Source organism: Dactylosporangium sp. NPDC000555 (assembly GCF_040300025.1).
GTDB lineage: Bacteria > Actinomycetota > Actinomycetes > Mycobacteriales > Micromonosporaceae > Dactylosporangium.
Genome location: NZ_JBEPDB010000021.1, coordinates 1 through 16721, shown reverse-complemented (window position 1 = coordinate 16721; position 16721 = coordinate 1). Strand labels below are relative to the sequence as shown.

At 71.1% G+C, this 16721-nt stretch carries 13 protein-coding genes; 6 read left to right on the top strand and 7 right to left on the bottom strand.

The genetic code is table 11. From position 1 onward, the window contains the following. Positions 1-131 precede the first annotated feature (131 nt). Together ABT297_RS15725 and ABT297_RS15720 are read left to right on the top strand one after the other, a co-directional pair. Positions 132-3299 carry a S8 family serine peptidase gene (locus ABT297_RS15725; protein WP_350549349.1) on the top strand — a complete coding sequence of 1056 codons (3168 nt, stop codon included), beginning with the start codon at positions 132-134 and terminating at the stop codon, positions 3297-3299. 79 nt (positions 3300-3378) lie between these two features. Further along, a complete protein-coding gene (locus ABT297_RS15720; protein WP_350549347.1) occupies positions 3379-3834 on the top strand; it encodes a MaoC family dehydratase in 456 nt (151 codons plus the stop codon). Between the two features lie 9 nt (positions 3835-3843). Here the strand turns inward: ABT297_RS15720 and ABT297_RS15715 are convergent, their stop codons facing one another. From ABT297_RS15715 to fabG, 3 genes are read right to left on the bottom strand one after another with little or no spacing between them, the layout of a single operon-like run. Continuing rightward, positions 3844-4911, bottom strand: coding sequence for an acyl-CoA dehydrogenase family protein (locus ABT297_RS15715; RefSeq protein ID WP_350549345.1), 1068 nt, complete (start codon positions 4909-4911; stop codon positions 3844-3846). Next, positions 4908-6077 (bottom strand): acyl-CoA dehydrogenase family protein, encoded by a 1170-nt coding sequence (locus ABT297_RS15710; protein WP_350549343.1) that lies wholly within the window; start codon positions 6075-6077, stop codon positions 4908-4910. Before ABT297_RS15710 ends, ABT297_RS15715 begins: the two co-directional genes overlap by 4 nt. A 25-nt stretch (positions 6078-6102) precedes the next feature. Further along, complete coding sequence (gene fabG / locus ABT297_RS15705) at positions 6103-6867, bottom strand: 3-oxoacyl-ACP reductase FabG (RefSeq protein WP_350549341.1); 765 nt, start codon at positions 6865-6867, stop codon at positions 6103-6105. A 212-nt stretch (positions 6868-7079) separates the two neighbouring features. On the opposite strand from fabG, the gene ABT297_RS15700 reads away from it, so the two are divergent. The 3 genes from ABT297_RS15700 (at position 7080) to ABT297_RS15690 (ending at position 10916) form a co-directional block, all read left to right on the top strand. Further along, entirely contained in the window at positions 7080-8045 is a 966-nt protein-coding gene (locus tag ABT297_RS15700; protein ID WP_350549339.1) for a TolB family protein, read from the top strand. Positions 8046-8177: 132 nt separating this feature from the next. Beyond that, entirely contained in the window at positions 8178-8987 is an 810-nt protein-coding gene (locus ABT297_RS15695; RefSeq protein WP_350549337.1) for an endonuclease/exonuclease/phosphatase family protein, read from the top strand. A gap of 192 nt (positions 8988-9179) precedes the next feature. Further along, positions 9180-10916, top strand: a complete 1737-nt coding sequence (locus ABT297_RS15690; RefSeq protein WP_350549335.1) for a VWA domain-containing protein — start codon at positions 9180-9182, stop codon at positions 10914-10916. Between the two features lie 21 nt (positions 10917-10937). Here ABT297_RS15690 and ABT297_RS15685 read toward each other — a convergent pair whose 3' ends face one another. From ABT297_RS15685 to ABT297_RS15675, 3 genes are read right to left on the bottom strand one after another with little or no spacing between them, the layout of a single operon-like run. After that, the gene (locus ABT297_RS15685; protein WP_350549333.1) at positions 10938-11756 is read right to left on the bottom strand and encodes a TrmH family RNA methyltransferase; all 819 of its coding nucleotides are present in this window, start codon (positions 11754-11756) and stop codon (positions 10938-10940) included. Further along, positions 11753-14248, bottom strand: coding sequence for a valine--tRNA ligase (gene valS / locus ABT297_RS15680; protein WP_350549331.1), 2496 nt, complete (start codon positions 14246-14248; stop codon positions 11753-11755). Before valS ends, ABT297_RS15685 begins: the two co-directional genes overlap by 4 nt. A 30-nt stretch (positions 14249-14278) precedes the next feature. Further along, the gene (locus ABT297_RS15675) at positions 14279-15088 is read right to left on the bottom strand and encodes an NAD(P)H-binding protein (RefSeq protein WP_350549329.1); all 810 of its coding nucleotides are present in this window, start codon (positions 15086-15088) and stop codon (positions 14279-14281) included. Between the two features lie 506 nt (positions 15089-15594). Between ABT297_RS15675 and ABT297_RS15670 the strand changes: the two genes are divergently transcribed. Beyond that, positions 15595-16287 carry a hypothetical protein gene (locus ABT297_RS15670; RefSeq protein ID WP_350549327.1) on the top strand — a complete coding sequence of 231 codons (693 nt, stop codon included), beginning with the start codon at positions 15595-15597 and terminating at the stop codon, positions 16285-16287. Here ABT297_RS15670 and ABT297_RS15665 read toward each other — a convergent pair. Further along, positions 16215-16577: a helix-turn-helix domain-containing protein gene (locus tag ABT297_RS15665; RefSeq protein ID WP_350549325.1), complete on the bottom strand. Its 363-nt coding sequence runs from the start codon at positions 16575-16577 to the stop codon at positions 16215-16217. The two genes, ABT297_RS15670 and ABT297_RS15665, sit on opposite strands and share 73 nt — an antisense overlap. Positions 16578-16721: the final 144 nt, after the last annotated feature.

Here is a 16721-nt window from a genome sequence, read left to right as displayed (position 1 = left end):
TTCCGCCATTGCTCGTGATCGCCTCGGGTGGCCCGAGCGCGGCAGCACCGATCCCGGCAGGCAAGTTGTCTCTGGTACAAGGCCTGAAGGCGGCCAAGCAAACCTCGGCGGCGAAATCGCCCACGAGCCGTATGGCCAAGACCGACCCGTCGCTGCTCAACCGCAGTGACACCACCAGGGTGGCGATCGCGGTCAAGCTCGACTACGACTCGACCGCAACATATTCCGGTGATATCGCCGGATATGCGGCGACCAGTCCATCCGTAACAGGGAAGGCCCTTTCGGGAAACGCCGACGAAAAGCGCTACGAAAACCGGATCACCGGAATCGAGGACAAGTTCCTCGCGGAACTCAAGAAGCAGGTCCCGGACGCCCGGGTCGGCCAGCGGCTGCGCACCGTCTATGGTGGCGTCGCGCTGACGGTGCCGGCCAACAAGGTCGACGCGATCCTGGCGCTCGACAATGTCGTGGCGGTCCAGTCCGACACGCTGCGCGCTCTCCAGACCGACTCGACGCCGGCGTTCATCGGCGCCGACCAGGTCTACCCGAAGCTCGGCGGCGCACCCAACGCCGGCAAGGGCGTGATCTTCGGGACGCTGGACAGCGGCGTCTGGCCCGAGCACCCGTCCTTCGCCGACAACGGCAACCTGGGCGCACCGCCCGCCAAGGCCGACGGCACCCCCCGTGCCTGCGACTTCGGCGACAACCCGCTGACCCCGGCGAACGACCCGTTTGTCTGCAACCACAAGGTCATCGGCGGCAAGGGCTTCCTGGACACGTACAACACGCTCCAGCCGGTCGAGCGCTACGGGTACACCGCCCGGGACTCCGACGGCCACGGCACCCACACCGCGTCGACGGCGGCCGGTGCCCCGGTCTCCTCGGCGAAGATCTTCAACATCGAGCGCGGGCCGATCAACGGCATCGCGCCCGGCGCGTGGGTCTCGGTGTACAAGGTCTGCGGCGCCACCGGCTGCTACGGCACCGACTCCGCCGCCGCGATCGCCCAGGCGGTCAAGGACGGCGTGAACGTCATCAACTTCTCGATCTCGGGCGGGTCGAGCCCGTACACCGACGTCGTGGAGCTGGCGTTCTTCGACGCCTACAAGGCCGGCGTCTTCGTCGCCGCCTCGGCCGGCAACTCGGGCCCGGGGGCCGGCACGTCCGACCACCTCTCGCCGTGGGTCACCACCGTCGCGGCGTCCACCCAGAAGCGCTCGTTCCAGTCCACGCTGACCCTCGGCTCGTCCGACGGCACGGCCGCGACCCTCACGGGCGTCTCGATCACGCAGGGCGTCAGCGGCCCGCTGCCGGTCGTCCTGGCCTCGGCGGCGCCGTACAGCGATGCCACCTGCACGCACCCGGCGGCGCCGGGCACGTTCGCCGGCAAGATCGTGGCGTGCCAGCGCAGCCCGGGCCGGGTCGTCAAGGGCTTCAACGTCCTGCAGGGCGGCGCGGCCGGCATGATCCTCTACAACAACCCCAAGGCCGACGCGCTCAGTGACAACCACTGGCTGCCGACGGTGCACCTGGCCGACGGGGCGTCGTTCCTGGCGTACGTCGCGGCCCACCCCAGCGTGACCGCGAAGTTCACCCAGGGCGAGAAGGTCGTGGGCACGGGTGACGTGATGACGAACTTCTCGTCGCGCGGGCCGGGCGGCAACTTCATCAAGCCAGACATCACCGCGCCCGGCGCGCAGATCCTCGCCGGGCAGACCCCGACACCGGACGACCCGAGCAGCGGCCCGACCGGCCAGTACTTCCAGGCCATCGCGGGCACGTCGATGTCCTCGCCGCACATCGCCGGCTCCGCGCTGCTGGAGAAGGCGCTGCACCCGAACTTCACCCCGGGTCAGATCAAGTCGGCGCTGATGACGACCGCGACCACCAAGGTGGTCAGGGACGACGGGGTCACCCCCGCCGACCCGTTCGACCTCGGCTCCGGTCGCGTCCAGGTCAACCTGGCCGCGAACCCGGGCCTCACCTTTGACGAGTCGGCCGACCGGATGTTCGCCCTCGGCAACGACCCGGTCAACGCGGTGCAGATCAACCTGCCGTCGGTGAACGCGCCCGTCATGCCGGGCAAGCTCACCGCGGTGCGGACGGCGAAGAACGTCACCAACAAGACGCTGGTCTACCGCGTCGAGACGACTTCGCCCGCCGGCGCCTCCATCACGGCGTCGCCGGCGATCCTCACCGTCAAGCCCGGCAAGACGGAGCAGTTCGGCATCACGATCAAGTCGAACGCGCCCACGGGCCAGTACTTCGGCGAGGTCCGCCTGATCCCGGTGAACGGTGGCGTCCCGACGCTGCACCTGCCGGTGGCGTTCGTGCCGAAGCAGGGCGACGTGAAGGTCACCCAGGACTGCACGCCGTCGATCGCGCCGCTCGCGACCGGCACATGCACGGTCACCGCGACGAACGAGACCTTCAACGACACCACGGCCGACTTCACCACGACGGCGCCGCTCAACGCGATGATCGTCGGGGCGAACGGGGCCACGGTCGTCAACCCGTTCAAGGCGGAGAAGAAGGGCGCGGCGCTGGCCGGGGCGGTCCCCGGCACACCGTCGCTGACGCCGGGCACGATCGCCGGGTACCTCCCGCTCGACCTGTTCGGCATCGCCCCGGTCGCCATCGGCGACGAGGACCTGACGAGTTTCAACGTGCCGGGGTTCGTCTACAACGGCATCACGTACAACTCGCTGACGGTCGACTCGAACGGGTACCTCTATCCCGGCAGTGACCACAGCAACGAGAACAACAACTGCTGCAACATCGACCCGATCCCCAACCCGGCGAAGCCGAACAACGTGCTGGCACCGTTCTGGACCGACCTGAACGGCACCGGCATGCCCGGCCTCTTCGTCGCGACCCTGACCGACGGGGTCGACGAATGGATCGTCGTCGAGTGGCGGGTCAACGACTGGGGGACGTCGACGAAGCGGTCGTTCCAGGTCTGGCTCGGCATCAACGGGGTCCAGGACATCGTGTTCGCCTACGACCCGAGCACCATCACCACCCTGCCCGTCGGGCAGGACCTGGTGGTCGGCGCCGAGAACGTCAACGGCACCGGCGGGCAGGGTCTGCCGGTGAACACGCTGCCGACCGAGGACCTGCGCGTCGTCAGCACCGACCCGGTGCCCGGCGCGTCGACGTCCTACACGTTCACCCTCCGTGGCCTGGTCCCGGGCCCTGGCGAGGTCACCACCTCCGTCGTCACCCCGGCGGTGCCGGGCACGACGGTCGTGAAGAGCACGGTCACCGTGACCGGGCGGATCAACCGCACCGGCACCTGATCGCGCGCTTCACCCTCGCGTTCCTCGCAACCGCGGCCGGCCCCTTGCACCGGGGGCCGGCCGCCCCGAGGATCGAGTCATGAGGACGTTTGGCAGCGCCGCGGAACTCCTGGCCGCGGTCGGTGAGCACCTCGGCCACAGCGGCTGGCAGGAGGTGACGCAGGAGCGCGTCGACCTCTTCGCCGAGGCGACCGGCGACCACCAGTGGATCCACACCGACCCCGAGCGCGCCAAGGCCGGACCGTTCGGCACGACGATCGCGCACGGCTACCTGACGCTGTCGCTCCTGCCGACGCTGGTTTCGCAGGTGTACCGCGTGGAAGGCGTCCGGATGGCCATCAACTACGGCCTGGACAAGGTCCGCTTCCCCGCGCCGCTGCCGACCGGCTCAAGGGTGCGCGTGGGCGTCGAGGTCCTCGCCGCCGACGACCTGGGCGAGGGCTGGGTACAGCTGAAGAACCGCGCCACCATCGAGCGCGAGGGCCACGACAAGCCGGTCTGCGTCGCCGAGCCGCTCACCCGCCTGCTGATCTGAGCTTCCCTTCTACGCGGGCAGGTTCACCAGCTCCGCCAGCAGGGCGCGGTGCCGGGTCGCCGAGCCGAGGGCGGTGGCGTTGGCGCGGGCGCGTTTGAGCCGCCAGTGCGCCGGGTGCTCCCACGTGAACCCGATGCCGCCGTGCAGCTGGACGCACTCCTCCGCGGCCCGGACCGCCACCGGCGAGCAGAACGCCTGCGCGAGCGACGCCGCCACGGGCAGGTCCGGATCGTCCGTGGCGAGGCAGTCCGCGGCGTATCGCGCCACCGCCCTCGCCTGCGTGATCGACACCCACAGGTCGGCGAGCCGGTGCTTGACGGCCTGGTACGACCCGATCTGCCGGGCGAACTGCCGGCGCGTCTTCACGTACTCGACGGTGGTCTCCAGGCACCATTCGGCGATCCCGAGCTGCTCGGAGGCCAGCAGCGCGGCGCCCGTGACGAGGGCGCGCGCGACGAGCGGCCCGGCGTCCCCGGCCACCAGGCGGCCCGGCGCCCCGCGGAACGCCAGGTCAGCGAGGGGCCGGGTGAGGTCGAACGAGACGACGGCCGCGCGGACGGCGGCGGTTCCCTCGACCGCGAACAGGCCCTCCGCGGTCGGGACCAGCAGCACGTGAGCGGTCAGGGCGTCGGCCACGGTGGTGACCTCGCCGTCGAGCCGCCCGTCGCAGGCCGAGACCGTCCACCGCGGACCGTTGCCCGTCGACGCTGGCCCCGTCGACATCGGCACCGCCAAGGCCGCGCTGCGGGCGCCGGAGGCGAGCTCGGCCAGCAGCGGGTCGCCGGCCGGCAGGGCGGCCGTGGCAAGCACCGCGCTGCCGAGGAACGGCACCGGGGCGACCGCGCGGCCCAGCTCCTCCATCACCACCGCGGTCTCCCGCCAGGTGGCCCCGGCCCCGCCGTCCTCCTCCGCGACGGGCAGGCCGGCGCAGCCCAGGTCGGCCGCGAGCGTGCGCCACAGCTTCAGGTCGACCGGCTCGGGACCCTCGACGCGGCTCAGGTCGACGCGGTCCCGCAGCAGCGCGCGGACGGAGGCGCGCAGCTCCTCCTCGACCTCGCAGTACAGCAGATCGGTCACTTGGGCAGGTCCTTCCACGCGACGTCCTTGTCGGCCCGCTGCTCCTGCGGCAGGCCCAGGACGCGCTCGGCCACGATGTTGCGCAGGATCTCGGAGGTGCCACCCTCGATCGAGTTGCCCTTGGCCCGCAGGTACCGGTAGCCCGCCGTGCGGCCGGCGAAGTCCACGATGGACGGCCGGCGCATGGTCCACCCGTCGTGCCGCAGCCCCTCCTCGCCCAGCAGGTCGAGCTCCAGTGCCGAGATCTCCTGGTTGAGGCGGGCGAACAGCAGTTTCGACGCCGAGCCCGCCGGACCGGGCTGGCCGGCCGCAAGCTGCTGGCGCAGCCGCACGCCGGTGAGCCGGGCCGCCTCGGCGTCCACCCAGAGCCGCAGCAGCGCGTCGTGCAGGCCGGGCGAGCGCAGCTCGGGCCGCTCGCGCCACAGGTCGGCGACGATACCGATCATGCCGCCCTCACGCGGGACGGCCCGGCCGCCGATCGAGACCCGCTCGTTCATCAGGGTCGTCTGTGCGACGGCCCAGCCCTCGCCGGCCGCGCCCAGCCGGTCGGTGTCCGGGATCCGCACGCCGGACAGGAAGACCTCGTTGAACTCGGCCTCCCCGGTGAGCTGCCGCAGCGGTCGTACCTCCACCCCGGGCGCGGTCATGTCGAGCACGAAGTAGGTCAGCCCCTGGTGCTTGGGCACGGCCGGGTCGGTGCGCACGACGAGGATCGCCCAGCGGGCCTCGTGCGCCATCGACGTCCAGACCTTCTGCCCGTCGACCACCCAGTCGTCACCGTCGCGCACCGCGCGGGTGGCCAGGCCGGCCAGGTCGGATCCGGCGCCGGGCTCGCTGAAGAGCTGGCACCACACCTCCTCGCCGGTCCACAGCGGGCGCAGCCAGCGCCGGCGCTGCTCGTCGGTGCCGTGCCGCAGAATCGTCGGGGCGGCCATGCCCAGCCCGATGCCGATGCGGCGCGGGTTGTTGTCGGGCGCGCCGGCGTCGGCGAAGACCTGGTCCACGGCGGGCTGCTCGGCCCGGGGCAGGCCGAGGCCGCCGAGGCCGGGCGGATACTGCACCCAGGCCAGCCCGGCGTCGAAGCGTGCCCGCAGGAACTCCAGCGGCTCCATGGTGGCGGGATCGTGCCCGGTCAGGAACTCGCGGGCGAGGTCGGCTGTGCTCACGGTGCTCCTCCGGTCGACGGACTACCTAGTCGAGTGGCCCGCCGGCCACGTAGACGACCTGGCCGGACACGAAGCCGGCGCCGTCGCTGACCAGGAACGAGATCGTGTGCGCGACGTCGTCGGGCCGGCCCACGCGGCGCACCGGGATCTGCTCCGCGGCGTTCTTCTGGAACGTCTCGAAGTCGACCTTCAGGCGTGCCGCGGTCGCCGCGGTCATGTCCGTGGCAATCAACCCGGGCGCGACCGCGTTGGCCGTCACGCCGAAGGGCCCGAGCTCGATCGCGAGCGTCTTGGTGAAGCCCTGCAGGCCGGCCTTGGCCGCCGAGTAGTTCGCCTGGCCGCGGTTGCCCAGCGCCGAGGACGAGGACAGGTTCACGATCCGACCGAACTTCGCGGCGGTCATGTGCACCTGGGCGGCCCGGCTCATCAGGAACGCCCCGCGCAGGTGCACGCCGATGACCGTGTCCCAGTCGGCGTCGGTCATCTTGAACAGCAGGTTGTCCCGGATCACCCCGGCGTTGTTGATCAGCACGACCGGCGGTCCGAGCTCGGCGGCGACCCGGTCGACGGCGGCGGTCACCTGCTCGCCGTCGGCGACGTCGGCGCCCACGGCGAGCGCCCGGCCGCCGGCGGCGGTGATCCGCTCGACGGTGTCCGCGCAGGCGCTCTCGTCGAGGTCGAGCACGGCGACGGCGTGCCCGTCGGCGGCGAGGCGGATGGCGGTCGCGGCGCCGATGCCGCGAGCCGCGCCAGTCACGATGGCCACGCGGTTCAAGTCAGTGTTGGTCACGGCTCCGATCCTCGCGCGTGAGACACGGTTCCGGAAAGCGTGCACGAACAGTTCGTTTTGTCCATATTATGGTCAACTCGGCGAACTTGTCTGTTTGGTGGAATCCCAAAGTTCCCCCTCGGGAACCGTTCAGGTGCGACAGGGTTGCGCCGATGGTCTCGGCGGCGCACGGATGAGACGCACAACGGGGGGCAAGGATGAACGGTACGACGATGACGAAGGCGCTCACGGTCGCCGGCCTCACCGCGTCGACCGGGCTGAGCGTGCTGCTCGGCGCCACCGCCACCCATGCCGCCGCGGCCCCCCACGGCGGCAGGACCATCGTCTACGTCCGCAACGGCGTGATCTACCGCAGCCACGGCACCGGCGAGGTCCGCCTCACCGAGGACGAGGTCAATGCCCGGCCGCGGTTCTCGCCCGACGGGACGAAGCTGGCGTACCTGCACAACGGCACCGTCTGGGTGATGGGCGCCAACGGCGAGGACAAGCACCAGGTCAGCGACCGCGTCGCCGGCGGGCCGTCGTGGTCGCCCGATGGAGAGTGGATCGCGTACGCCGCACTGTCCTGCACCGGCGGCCCGGGCGTGTTCCGGGTCGGCACCCGGGGCGGCACCGCCTCCGAGCCGCTGTTCCCGGCCTCGTGCCGCGACCAGGCCGCGCCCGAGGTCGGCTACGCGATGGAGGCCCCGGCCGGCGGCTCGGCCGCGCCGGGCGCCACGCTGGCCGAGCGCCTGCGCACCGACGACGCCGTCGCGTGGTCGCCCGACGGCACGCGGATCGCCTTCCGCGGCGGCGAGTGCGAGAGCATCGCCGACAACTGCCTCAGCGTTGGCAACGTAGCGACCGGCGGCGAGCGCGCGCTCGACGTGTACGGCGGCGGCGGCAACGGCACCAGCGGCTTCGGCGTGGTCCCGGCCTGGCGCACGGACGGCCGGAAGGTCGCCTGGACCAGCTACAGCACCGACGGCCGCGCGGTGGCGGTCACCGAGGCCGACGCCGACGGCGCCAACCGCCGCCAGGTCGGCCGGGCCGACGACCGCGAGATGGTCTACGCCGGCAGCCGCACCGGCGTGCTCACCGCCGCCCACGCCGGCCGCTCCTGGATCACCGCGGTCGACCTGGCCACCGGCAGGCGCACCCCGCTGCACCAGGGCTCGCAGCCGACCGTCGCGCCCTGACCGCGAGTTGGGGCGTTTTGCACCGAAAACATCCATGATGTCGATCCGGGTCATCGGTTGCGTCCGCCGTCGCGATGGGCGCTGAGGCGGGCGGGCCACGATAATCAAGATCAAGTGACGACAATGGAGCCTATGCGGCTGGGCACGTTCAACCTGATGCACGGGCGCTCGCTCACCGACGGTCTGGTCGACTCCGAGCGGGTCGGGGCGGCGGTCGCCGGCCTGGACGCCGACGTGCTCGGCCTGCAGGAGGTCGACCGCGGCCAGCCGCGCAGCGGCCACGCCGACCTGACCCGCATCGCCGCCGACGCGCTCGGCGCCACGGAGACGCTGTTCGTACCGGCGGTCGTCGGCACGCCCGGCGAAGGCTTCCGCGTCGCGACCGACGCCGACGGCGAGGGCCCCGATCCGCACTACGGCGTCGCGCTGGTCAGCCGATACCCGGTGACACAGTGGCGGGTCACCCGCCTGCCCGCGGCGCCGCTGCGCGCTCCGATCATGATCCAGGGGCCGCGGCGGGGAAGGCTGATGCTGCTCGACGATGAGCCCCGGGTGCTCGTCGCCGCCGTGGTCGAGACGCCGGTCGGGCGTATGACGATCGCCACTACTCACCTGTCGTTCGTGCCCGGCTGGAACGTGCGGCAGCTGCGGCTGGTCCTCCGGGCGCTGCGTGCCATGCCCGCCCCGCGCGTCCTGCTCGCCGACCTGAACCTGCCCGGCGGGCTGCCGCGACTGTTCTCGGGCTGGCATCGGCTGGCCGGCGTACCGACCTATCCCGCACACGCGCCACGCGTGCAGTTCGACCACATCCTGGCCGATCGGCGCGGCTTCGAGCGTCTGCCGCGGGTCGTCGATGTGGCCAGCCCCCAGTTGCCGTTCTCCGACCATCGACCGGTCGTGGTGACGCTCCGCGATCGGCCCGGCACCTCACTGATCGATTAGGACAGATTTAAGACAGCGTGGAATGCCGGGTTACAGCCGTTTGTCCGGTGCCGATTGCGAACCGTACTCGCCTAACTACGATTCTTCGCCGCCTTGTAGATTGGGCGTTCGTTTGTTGGGATGCGTACCGTCAGTGATTTTTCAACCGAAGGCACAAGGCCGCAGAGGCCGCCGGTCCGGAGGATATGAGCCGTGAAGGGTCGCCACCGCTCAGCGGGGTCGTCCGGCGGAGCCTTGAAGCTGGGCGCCGCCACCGTCGCCGTGCTCGTCGTCCTCGCCGGCAGTTGGTACGCGTTCCGCAAGTACTCCCAGCCGTCGTGCGGCAACGCCGCCAAGCTGAGCATCGGCGCGCCAGCCGACATCGTGCCCGCGCTGAAGGCTCAGGCGACCGAATGGTCGGAGCGGGCCAAGGTCGGCCACAACTGCGTCGACATCGAGGTCTTCGAGGAGGATCCGGCCGACGTCGCCGCGGCCCTGGCCGGCAAGGCCAACAAGGCGCTCACCGGCGTCGGGCAGGCCAACGGCAAGACCCGCATCCCCGATGTCTGGGTCGCCGACTCCTCGCTGTGGCTGCAGCGCCTGCACGCGGCCGACGCGCAGAGCGTGCCGGCCGACGCCAAGTCGATCGCCCTCAGCCCCCTCGTGCTGGCCATGCCTGAGCCGATCGCGACCACGTTCGGCTGGCCGCAGAAAGAGATCACATACCCCGACCTGATCGGCAAGGTCGCCACCGACCAGAAGGTCAAGGTCGGCATCGTCGAGCCGAGCCGGGACGCCACCGGCCTCGGCGGCCTGCTCACGCTCGCCGCCGCCGCGCAGGCCGCCGGCGGCGGGGACGCCACCCAGGCCACCCAGGCCGCCACCGCCGCCCTGCGGGCCCTGGCCGCCGGGCGCTCCTCGCTGCGCGCCGACCTGATGCAGAAGTTCCCGCGCGGCGGCGACGCGACGGCGCTGAGCGGCGGCCTGAGCGTGGCGCCGCTGTCGGAGCAGGCGGTCATCCAGTACAACGGCCAGCAGCCACCGGTCCGGCTCGCCGCGCTCTACGCCGAGCCCGCGGCGCCGGCGCTGGACTACCCGTACGCGGTGCTCGGCAACGACAAGGCCAGCATCGCCAACGAGCTGCTCAAGTCCCTCGACTCGCAGGGCTTCCGGGACAAGCTCGGCGCGATCGGGTTGCGCGGCGCGGACGGCACGGCCGGCAAGGGCTTCCAGACCCCGGCCAACGCGCCCGCCGCGCTGGCCGCGGCCCAGCCGCCCGACGCCGCCGCGGTCGAGGGCCTGCTGACGAAGTGGCAGGCGATCACGCTGCCGGCCCGCATGCTCGCCGTGATCGACGTCTCCGGCTCGATGCTGGAGCCGGTGCCCACCGCCGGCGGCGCCACCCGCATGCAGGTGACGCTGGAGGCCGCGCGCAAGGGCATGAGCCTCTTCGATGACTCGTGGGCGCTGGGCGTGTGGGTGTTCTCCACGCTCCTGGACGGCAACAAGGACTACAAGCAGCTCGTGCCGATCGGCCCGCTGGCCAGCCAGCGCACCCAGTGCCTGCAGGCCCTGTCCACGATCCAGCCGAAGCGCAACGGCGACACCGCGCTCTACGACACCATCCTGGCCGCGTACAAGGCGGTGCAGCAGGGGTACGAGAGCGGCCGGGTCAACTCGATCATCGTCATGACCGACGGCGAGAACGACGACCCCGCCGGCGGCCTGTCGCTGGAGCAGCTCATCGCCGAGCTCAAGAAGACCGCCGACCCGGCCAAGCCGATCCAGGTGATCCTGATCGGCATCGGTAACAAGGTCGGCGAGGCGCAGATGCGCCAGATCACCGACGCGATCGGCGGCGGCACCTTCGTCGCGCCGGACCCGGCGAAGATCGGCGACATCTTCCTGCAGGCCATCGCGCTGCGCGGGCAGGGCGCCCAACCGAAGTAGGGTGCCCGGCCGACGTGGCGGCTACCAGCCCGACTTCCGCGCCTGGGCCTCGTAGAGCAGGACCGACGCGGAGACCGACACGTTGAGCGAGTCGCCGGACCCGAGCATGGGGACGGCGACCCGCTGGTATCCGCGGCCGTACCAGTCCTTGGCGATGCCGTACCGCTCGCTGCCCACGACGAGCGCGGTGCGCCCGGCGTAGTCGGCCTGGCGGTAGTTGATCGCCTCGTCGGTGTCCGCGAGCAGGACGGTGAAGCGCCGGGACTCCAGCCACGCCACGGCCTCGCCGACCGTTTCGAACTCCAGCGTCGGTACCGTGAGGATCGTGCCCTGGCTGGCCCGGATCACCTTCGGGTGGGTGAGCCGGGTCTTGCGGTTCGTGAGCACCAGGCAGTCCGCCCCACAGGCGTCCAGCGAGCGGATCAGCGTGCCGAGGTTTCCCGGGATCTCCAGGCCATCGGCGACGAGCACCAGTGCGGTGCGTCCGAAGCGCAGGTCCCGCGGCTCCCACCGGGGCAGCGCGGCCAGCGACAGCAGGCCGTCGGGCTTGTCCCGCTCGGAGATCTTCTCCAGCGTGCGCAGGGAGATGCGAAACGAGCGCTCGGCCCGCTCCGCGATCTCCTCGGCCCGCTTGTGCGCCTCGTCGGCGTAGATCGCCTCCGGGCACCAGAAGAACGTGTCGATCGGCGCGCCGGACTCCAGCAGCATGTTGTGCGCCCACAGCCCCTCGGCGACGAAGAGCTTGTAGCGGTTGGGTGCGGTGTTGTTCTGGATGTGCTGCACCTGCCGCACCGCGGGGTGCTGAACCCCGATCGCCGGGATGGCCTGCGGTTCGATCACAAGGTGACGGTAGCCGAAAGCTCCCGCGCCTCGACGATGGCCCAGTCGCGCACGTTTCCGGCGGCGGTGAGGTCGGCGCGCACCCCCTCCAGCACCGCGACCGGCCCGGCCACCTCCAGCCGGGCCACCTCGGCGCGCATCGACTGCCGCGCCGCCGACTTGGCCCGCCGGATCGCGCCGAGCACCTCCGCGGCCAGCCGCAGCGGCGCCACGTCGGCGGCGGGCAGCGGCTCGGGCAGGGCCTGCGGCCACGGCGCGCGGTGCACCGAGCCGCCCTGCCACCAGGACCAGACCTCCTCGGCGACGTACGGCAGGAACGGCGCGAACAGCCGCTGCACCGTGGACAGCGCCACGGCCAGCGCCGCTCGGGCGGAGTCCACTTCGGACGGCGCGGCCTCGCCGTAGGCGCGCGCCTTCACCAGCTCCAAGTAGTCGTCGCAGAAGGTCCAGAAGAACTGCTCGGTGACCTCGAGCGCGCGGGCGTAGTCGAACTCCTCGAACGCCGCCGTGGCCTCGGCGACCACCCCGGACAGCGCGGCCAGCAGGGCCAGGTCGACCGGCTCGGTCACCGCGGCCGGGTCGGGCGCGCCGCCGAAGCCGAGGACGAACCGGCTCGCGTTGAGCAGCTTCACCGCCAGGCGCCGGCCGACCTTCATCTGGTTGGTGTCCAGCGCCGTGTCGACGCCGCGGCGGGCGCTGCCGGCCCAATAGCGGATCGCGTCGGCGCCGAAGCGCTCCAGCAGCTCCTCGGGCGAGTCCTTCGCGTTGTCCTTGGACTTCGACAGCTTCTTGCGGTCGGGGTCGAGGATCCACCCGGCGATCGCCGCGTGCCGCCACGGCAGCACCCCGTGCTCGAGGTGCGCGCGCAGCACGGTGGTGAACAGCCAGGTGCGGATGATCTCGTGCGCCTGCGGCCGCATGTCCATCGGGAACACCAGGTCGAACAGCGCCGGGTCGTCGAGCCAGTTGCCGGCGATCTGCGGCGTCAGCGAGGACGTCGCCCAGGTGTCCATCACGTCCGGGTCGCCGACGAAGCCGCCCGGCCGCCCGCGGTCGGTCTCCTCGAACCCGGGCGGCGTGTCGCTGCTCGGGTCCATCGGCAGCGACTCGGGCACGATCGGGTCGTCGTAGATCGGGTTGGCGTCGGCGTCCAGGCGGTACCACAGCGGGATCGGCACGCCGAAGAACCGCTGGCGGCTGATCACCCAGTCGCCGGTGAGCCCCTCGACCCAGTGCTCGTAGCGGGTGCGCATGTGCGGCGGCGTCCACTCCAGCTCGCGACCACGCGCCAGCAGCGCCTCGCGCAGCTCCGGCGCGCGGGCGCCATTGCGGATGTACCACTGGCGGGTCGCCACGATCTCGACCGGCCGGTCGCCCTTCTCGTAGAACTTCACCGCGTGCGTGATCGGCCGCGGCTCGCCGTCGAGCTCGCCGGAGGCCCGCAGCAGCGCCACGATCTTCTCCCGCGCCTGGTTGACGCCCAGCCCCGCCAACGGCGCGTAGTCGTCCTCGTCCACGCCCTCCGGCGCCCGGAGCCCGAGCCGCCCATTGCGCTGCATCACGGTGCGCGTCGGCAGGCCCAGCTCCCGCCACCAGGTCACGTCGGTGAGGTCGCCGAACGTGCACACCATCACCAGCCCGCTGCCCTTCTGCGGGTCGGCCAGGTGATGGGCCAGCAGCGGAACCTCCACATCGAACAGCGGCGTCCGGACGGAGGTGCCGAAGTGCGGCCGGAACCGCTCGTCGTCGGGGTGCGCGACCAGCGCCACGCAGGCCGGCAGCAGCTCGGGCCGGGTCGTCTCCACGAAGAACTCACCGAACTTGACGCGATGGTAGGCACCCGGGCGCTCGCGGTCCTCGAGCTCGGCCTGCGCGACCGCCGTGCCGAACGACACGTCCCACAGCGTCGGGCCGTCGAGCGGATACGCCTCGCCGCGCGCCAGGCTGTTGAGAAACCCGCGCTGCGCGGTGGCCCGGGCGCGGTCGCCGATGGTGGTGTACAGCAGCGACCAGTCCACGCTCAGCCCGACGTGGCGCCAGAGGCGCTCATACGCCTGCTCGTCGATCTCGGTCTGGCGCTGGCAGAGCTCCACGAAGTTGCGCCGTCCGACGAGCACCCGATCCTTCCCAGGGCGCTCCGGCGGCGTGAATTCCGGGTCGTACGGCAGGGTCGGGTCGCACTGCACGCCGAACGTCAGCTGCACGCGGCGCTCGGTCGGCAGGCCGTTGTCGTCCCACCCCATCGGGTAGAACACGGCCTTGCCACGCATCCGCTGGTACCGCGCGACGATGTCGGTCTGCGTGTAGGAGAACACGTGGCCGATGTGCAGGGCGCCGCTCACCGTCGGCGGCGGCGTGTCGATGGAGAACACGTCCTCGCGGGCGGCGTCGCGGTCGAAGCGATACGTGCCGTCTACCTCCCATACGCGCGCCCACTTCTCCTCGAGTCCGTCGAGACTGGGGCGCTGCGGGATACGGTCGGCTTCAGGCATGCACCTCATGCTATGACCGGTGCGCCGTGGTCACCTCTCAATTCCTTCGGCTATCACGTCGCGTAGCGATCGGGGCACACGCCCGGTCAGCCGCTCCACGTCGCCCGTAACCCCGGCGAGCTCGCCGGCGGCGATCGCCTCGTACGACGTGACCCAGCCGGCCACCTCGAACGCGGAGGCGCCGTACTTGGCCCGCGAGGCGTACGCCTCCTCGACGGTCTCCGGCTCGTACCGCAGGCCCAGCTCCGCCGCCGCCTCGCGCAGGGTGAACGCCTCCGGCCCGGTCAGGTCGTACGTGCGGCTGTCGTGCTCCGCCCCGCCGGTCAGCACGGCCACCGCCGCGGCGGCGATGTCGTCGTAGCTCACGGCTGCGACCCGCCCGTCGCCGGCCGGCCCGCGAATCACGCCGTCGGCCCCGGCCAGGCGCGGGATCATTTCGAGGTACATGTTGTCGCGCAGGAACGTGAAGCGCCGCCCGGTGGCGCGGATGTACTGTTCGGTGTGCCAGTGGTCGCGTCCGAAGGTGAAGGTGCAGTCGGGCGCGGCACCGAAGAACGAGAGATACACGATCCGCTCCGCACCAGCGGCGACGGCCGCGTCGACCGCGCTGCGATGCTCGGCCAGCCTCTCGGCGGACTCCCGCCCCGACACGAGAAAGACGGTGTCGGCCCCGCGTAGCGCCTCGGCCATCGCCTCCGTGTCGCGATATTCCGCGACTTTCGTTGGCTTATCGGATATAACGACCTTCGCCGGATCACGAACCACCAGCGTGTGCGGGACGCTGAGCAACCCAGCGACACGCCCACCCACTTGGCCGGACGCCCCAGTAACGGCGATCATGCCGCCAGTATGCGCCCGCCGGACTATTTGGGCTGCAGCGTCGGATTACGGCCAACGATTCGTGCCGCGGTTCCGCCAGGTGCGCTGATAACGATGGATGTACGGCAACTCCACACCTCCGCCGAGGACGACCGGGTACACGCGCCGTACGTGCTGGCGCTCCACCTCGGCCCCAGCTCCAACGGTCCGACCTCGACGACAAGACGATCACGGTCCGTCGCCGACCGGCGTTAGTGCTGGTCAGATAGCAATTCCCGCAGCTCAAAGGCCCCAGTCACGATCCGCGTTGTTTCACGTGCAACAGCGGTAGCCGAGGAGCACGCCGTGCTGTCGACTAGCGGTCGGCCGAGGTCGAAGCCGCCTTCGGCAAGCACGTCGATCGCCTCTTCGTAGCAGGAGTCCAGTGACCGGTTCCTCGTTCACCACATAGACGTCCCACTTCCGATGTGGTCACGGAGCGCATATAGCGAAAACTATGCACACGACTGTGGGCGTACCGTTACGGCGTGCCGAGCATGAGCCCGCGCAGGGCTGTCGTCGTCGGGCTGCTGCTGGGCGTGGTCATGGCCGTTGTCCTCGTAGTTGGGGGCGCATATGCCGCCCTGGGCTGGCTGATGCAAGGCTTTAATAGAGACGGTGACGCGGACGCGTCGCCGACGGCCGGAACGGCCGATGTGTGCTTGCGGTTCGATCGGGCGCTGCTCGACCGCCTCGTGCCCGCTGCCACCCAGTACAAGTCGGAGGTGCTCCGCGACGGCGGGAGTTGCTTCGTCAGCCATGGGGCCACCAGCATGCGGCTGGACGTCCGGCTCATCCCGGCGTCCGAGGCGGCCACCGTACTCGCCGGCATCTGCCGCAACGACCTCGAGGGTGTGCCGGTCCGCGTGGATGAGTCCTGCTCCGCGCGGGTCGGCACCGTCACGGCGACGACGGGCGTGCGGTACGCCGCACGCCGTGACGGCCTCGTGGTCCAGGCCGACTTCCGGCCAGCCGACCCGGTCGACGCCGCGAGTACCGACGGCGTCGAACAGGTCGTCATGGCGGTGGTGAATTCGAGGCTGCGGCGCGGAGCAGTCGATCCGGCCGTCGGCGTCGTAGCCGCTGCGGCGGAACAGCAGCCCTACCGTCAATACATGCCGCGCTGCAACACCTTGGCGACCGGGCCGGATGCAGCACCTTCCCCTTCATGCGACGGATAGTGCGCTCGTCGAGGCGAACCACATCGCCCACCGAGCGCCGCCGCGAAACGGGCGATCACGTCCTGGCCCGACACTTGGACCTGCTCGATCTGGGACACGCGTCCCTTGGTGACACCCATGCGTTCGGCGACCTCCTGCTGGGTCACGCCGCGCTGCTTGCGGACCTCTGCCAGCCGATGGCCAAGGACGGTCGCGAGGAGTTCCTGCTTGCCTGCCGCGACCGCTTCCTCGCCGCCGGCCCGCTCAACGTGTTCGGCACGAATGTCGCTCCAGCGCACGTAACTGCTCATCGCTGGTCACCTTCCTCCTGCGCCCGTTCTTGGCCTGGCTTACGCCACCAGCTCCTCGCTGAGGGTCCATAGGCGCGTGGCGGCCTCGGGGTCGCGGGCCAGGGAGCTCGGCTCGATCTGTTTGCCGCGGAGGAAGTAGCCTCC

Excerpts from the sequence above, each read along its gene's own strand:
- ABT297_RS15725 (WP_350549349.1), top strand. The coding sequence starts at position 132 with ATGGCCAAGACCGACCCGTCGCTGCTCAACCGCAGTGACACCACCAGG.
- ABT297_RS15720 (WP_350549347.1), top strand. The coding sequence starts at position 3,379 with ATGAGGACGTTTGGCAGCGCCGCGGAACTCCTGGCCGCGGTCGGTGAG.
- ABT297_RS15700 (WP_350549339.1), top strand. The coding sequence starts at position 7,080 with ATGACGAAGGCGCTCACGGTCGCCGGCCTCACCGCGTCGACCGGGCTG.
- ABT297_RS15695 (WP_350549337.1), top strand. The coding sequence starts at position 8,178 with ATGCGGCTGGGCACGTTCAACCTGATGCACGGGCGCTCGCTCACCGAC.
- valS (WP_350549331.1), bottom strand. The coding sequence starts at position 14,248 with ATGCCTGAAGCCGACCGTATCCCGCAGCGCCCCAGTCTCGACGGACTC.
- ABT297_RS15675 (WP_350549329.1), bottom strand. The coding sequence starts at position 15,088 with ATGATCGCCGTTACTGGGGCGTCCGGCCAAGTGGGTGGGCGTGTCGCT.
- ABT297_RS15665 (WP_350549325.1), bottom strand. The coding sequence starts at position 16,577 with ATGAGCAGTTACGTGCGCTGGAGCGACATTCGTGCCGAACACGTTGAG.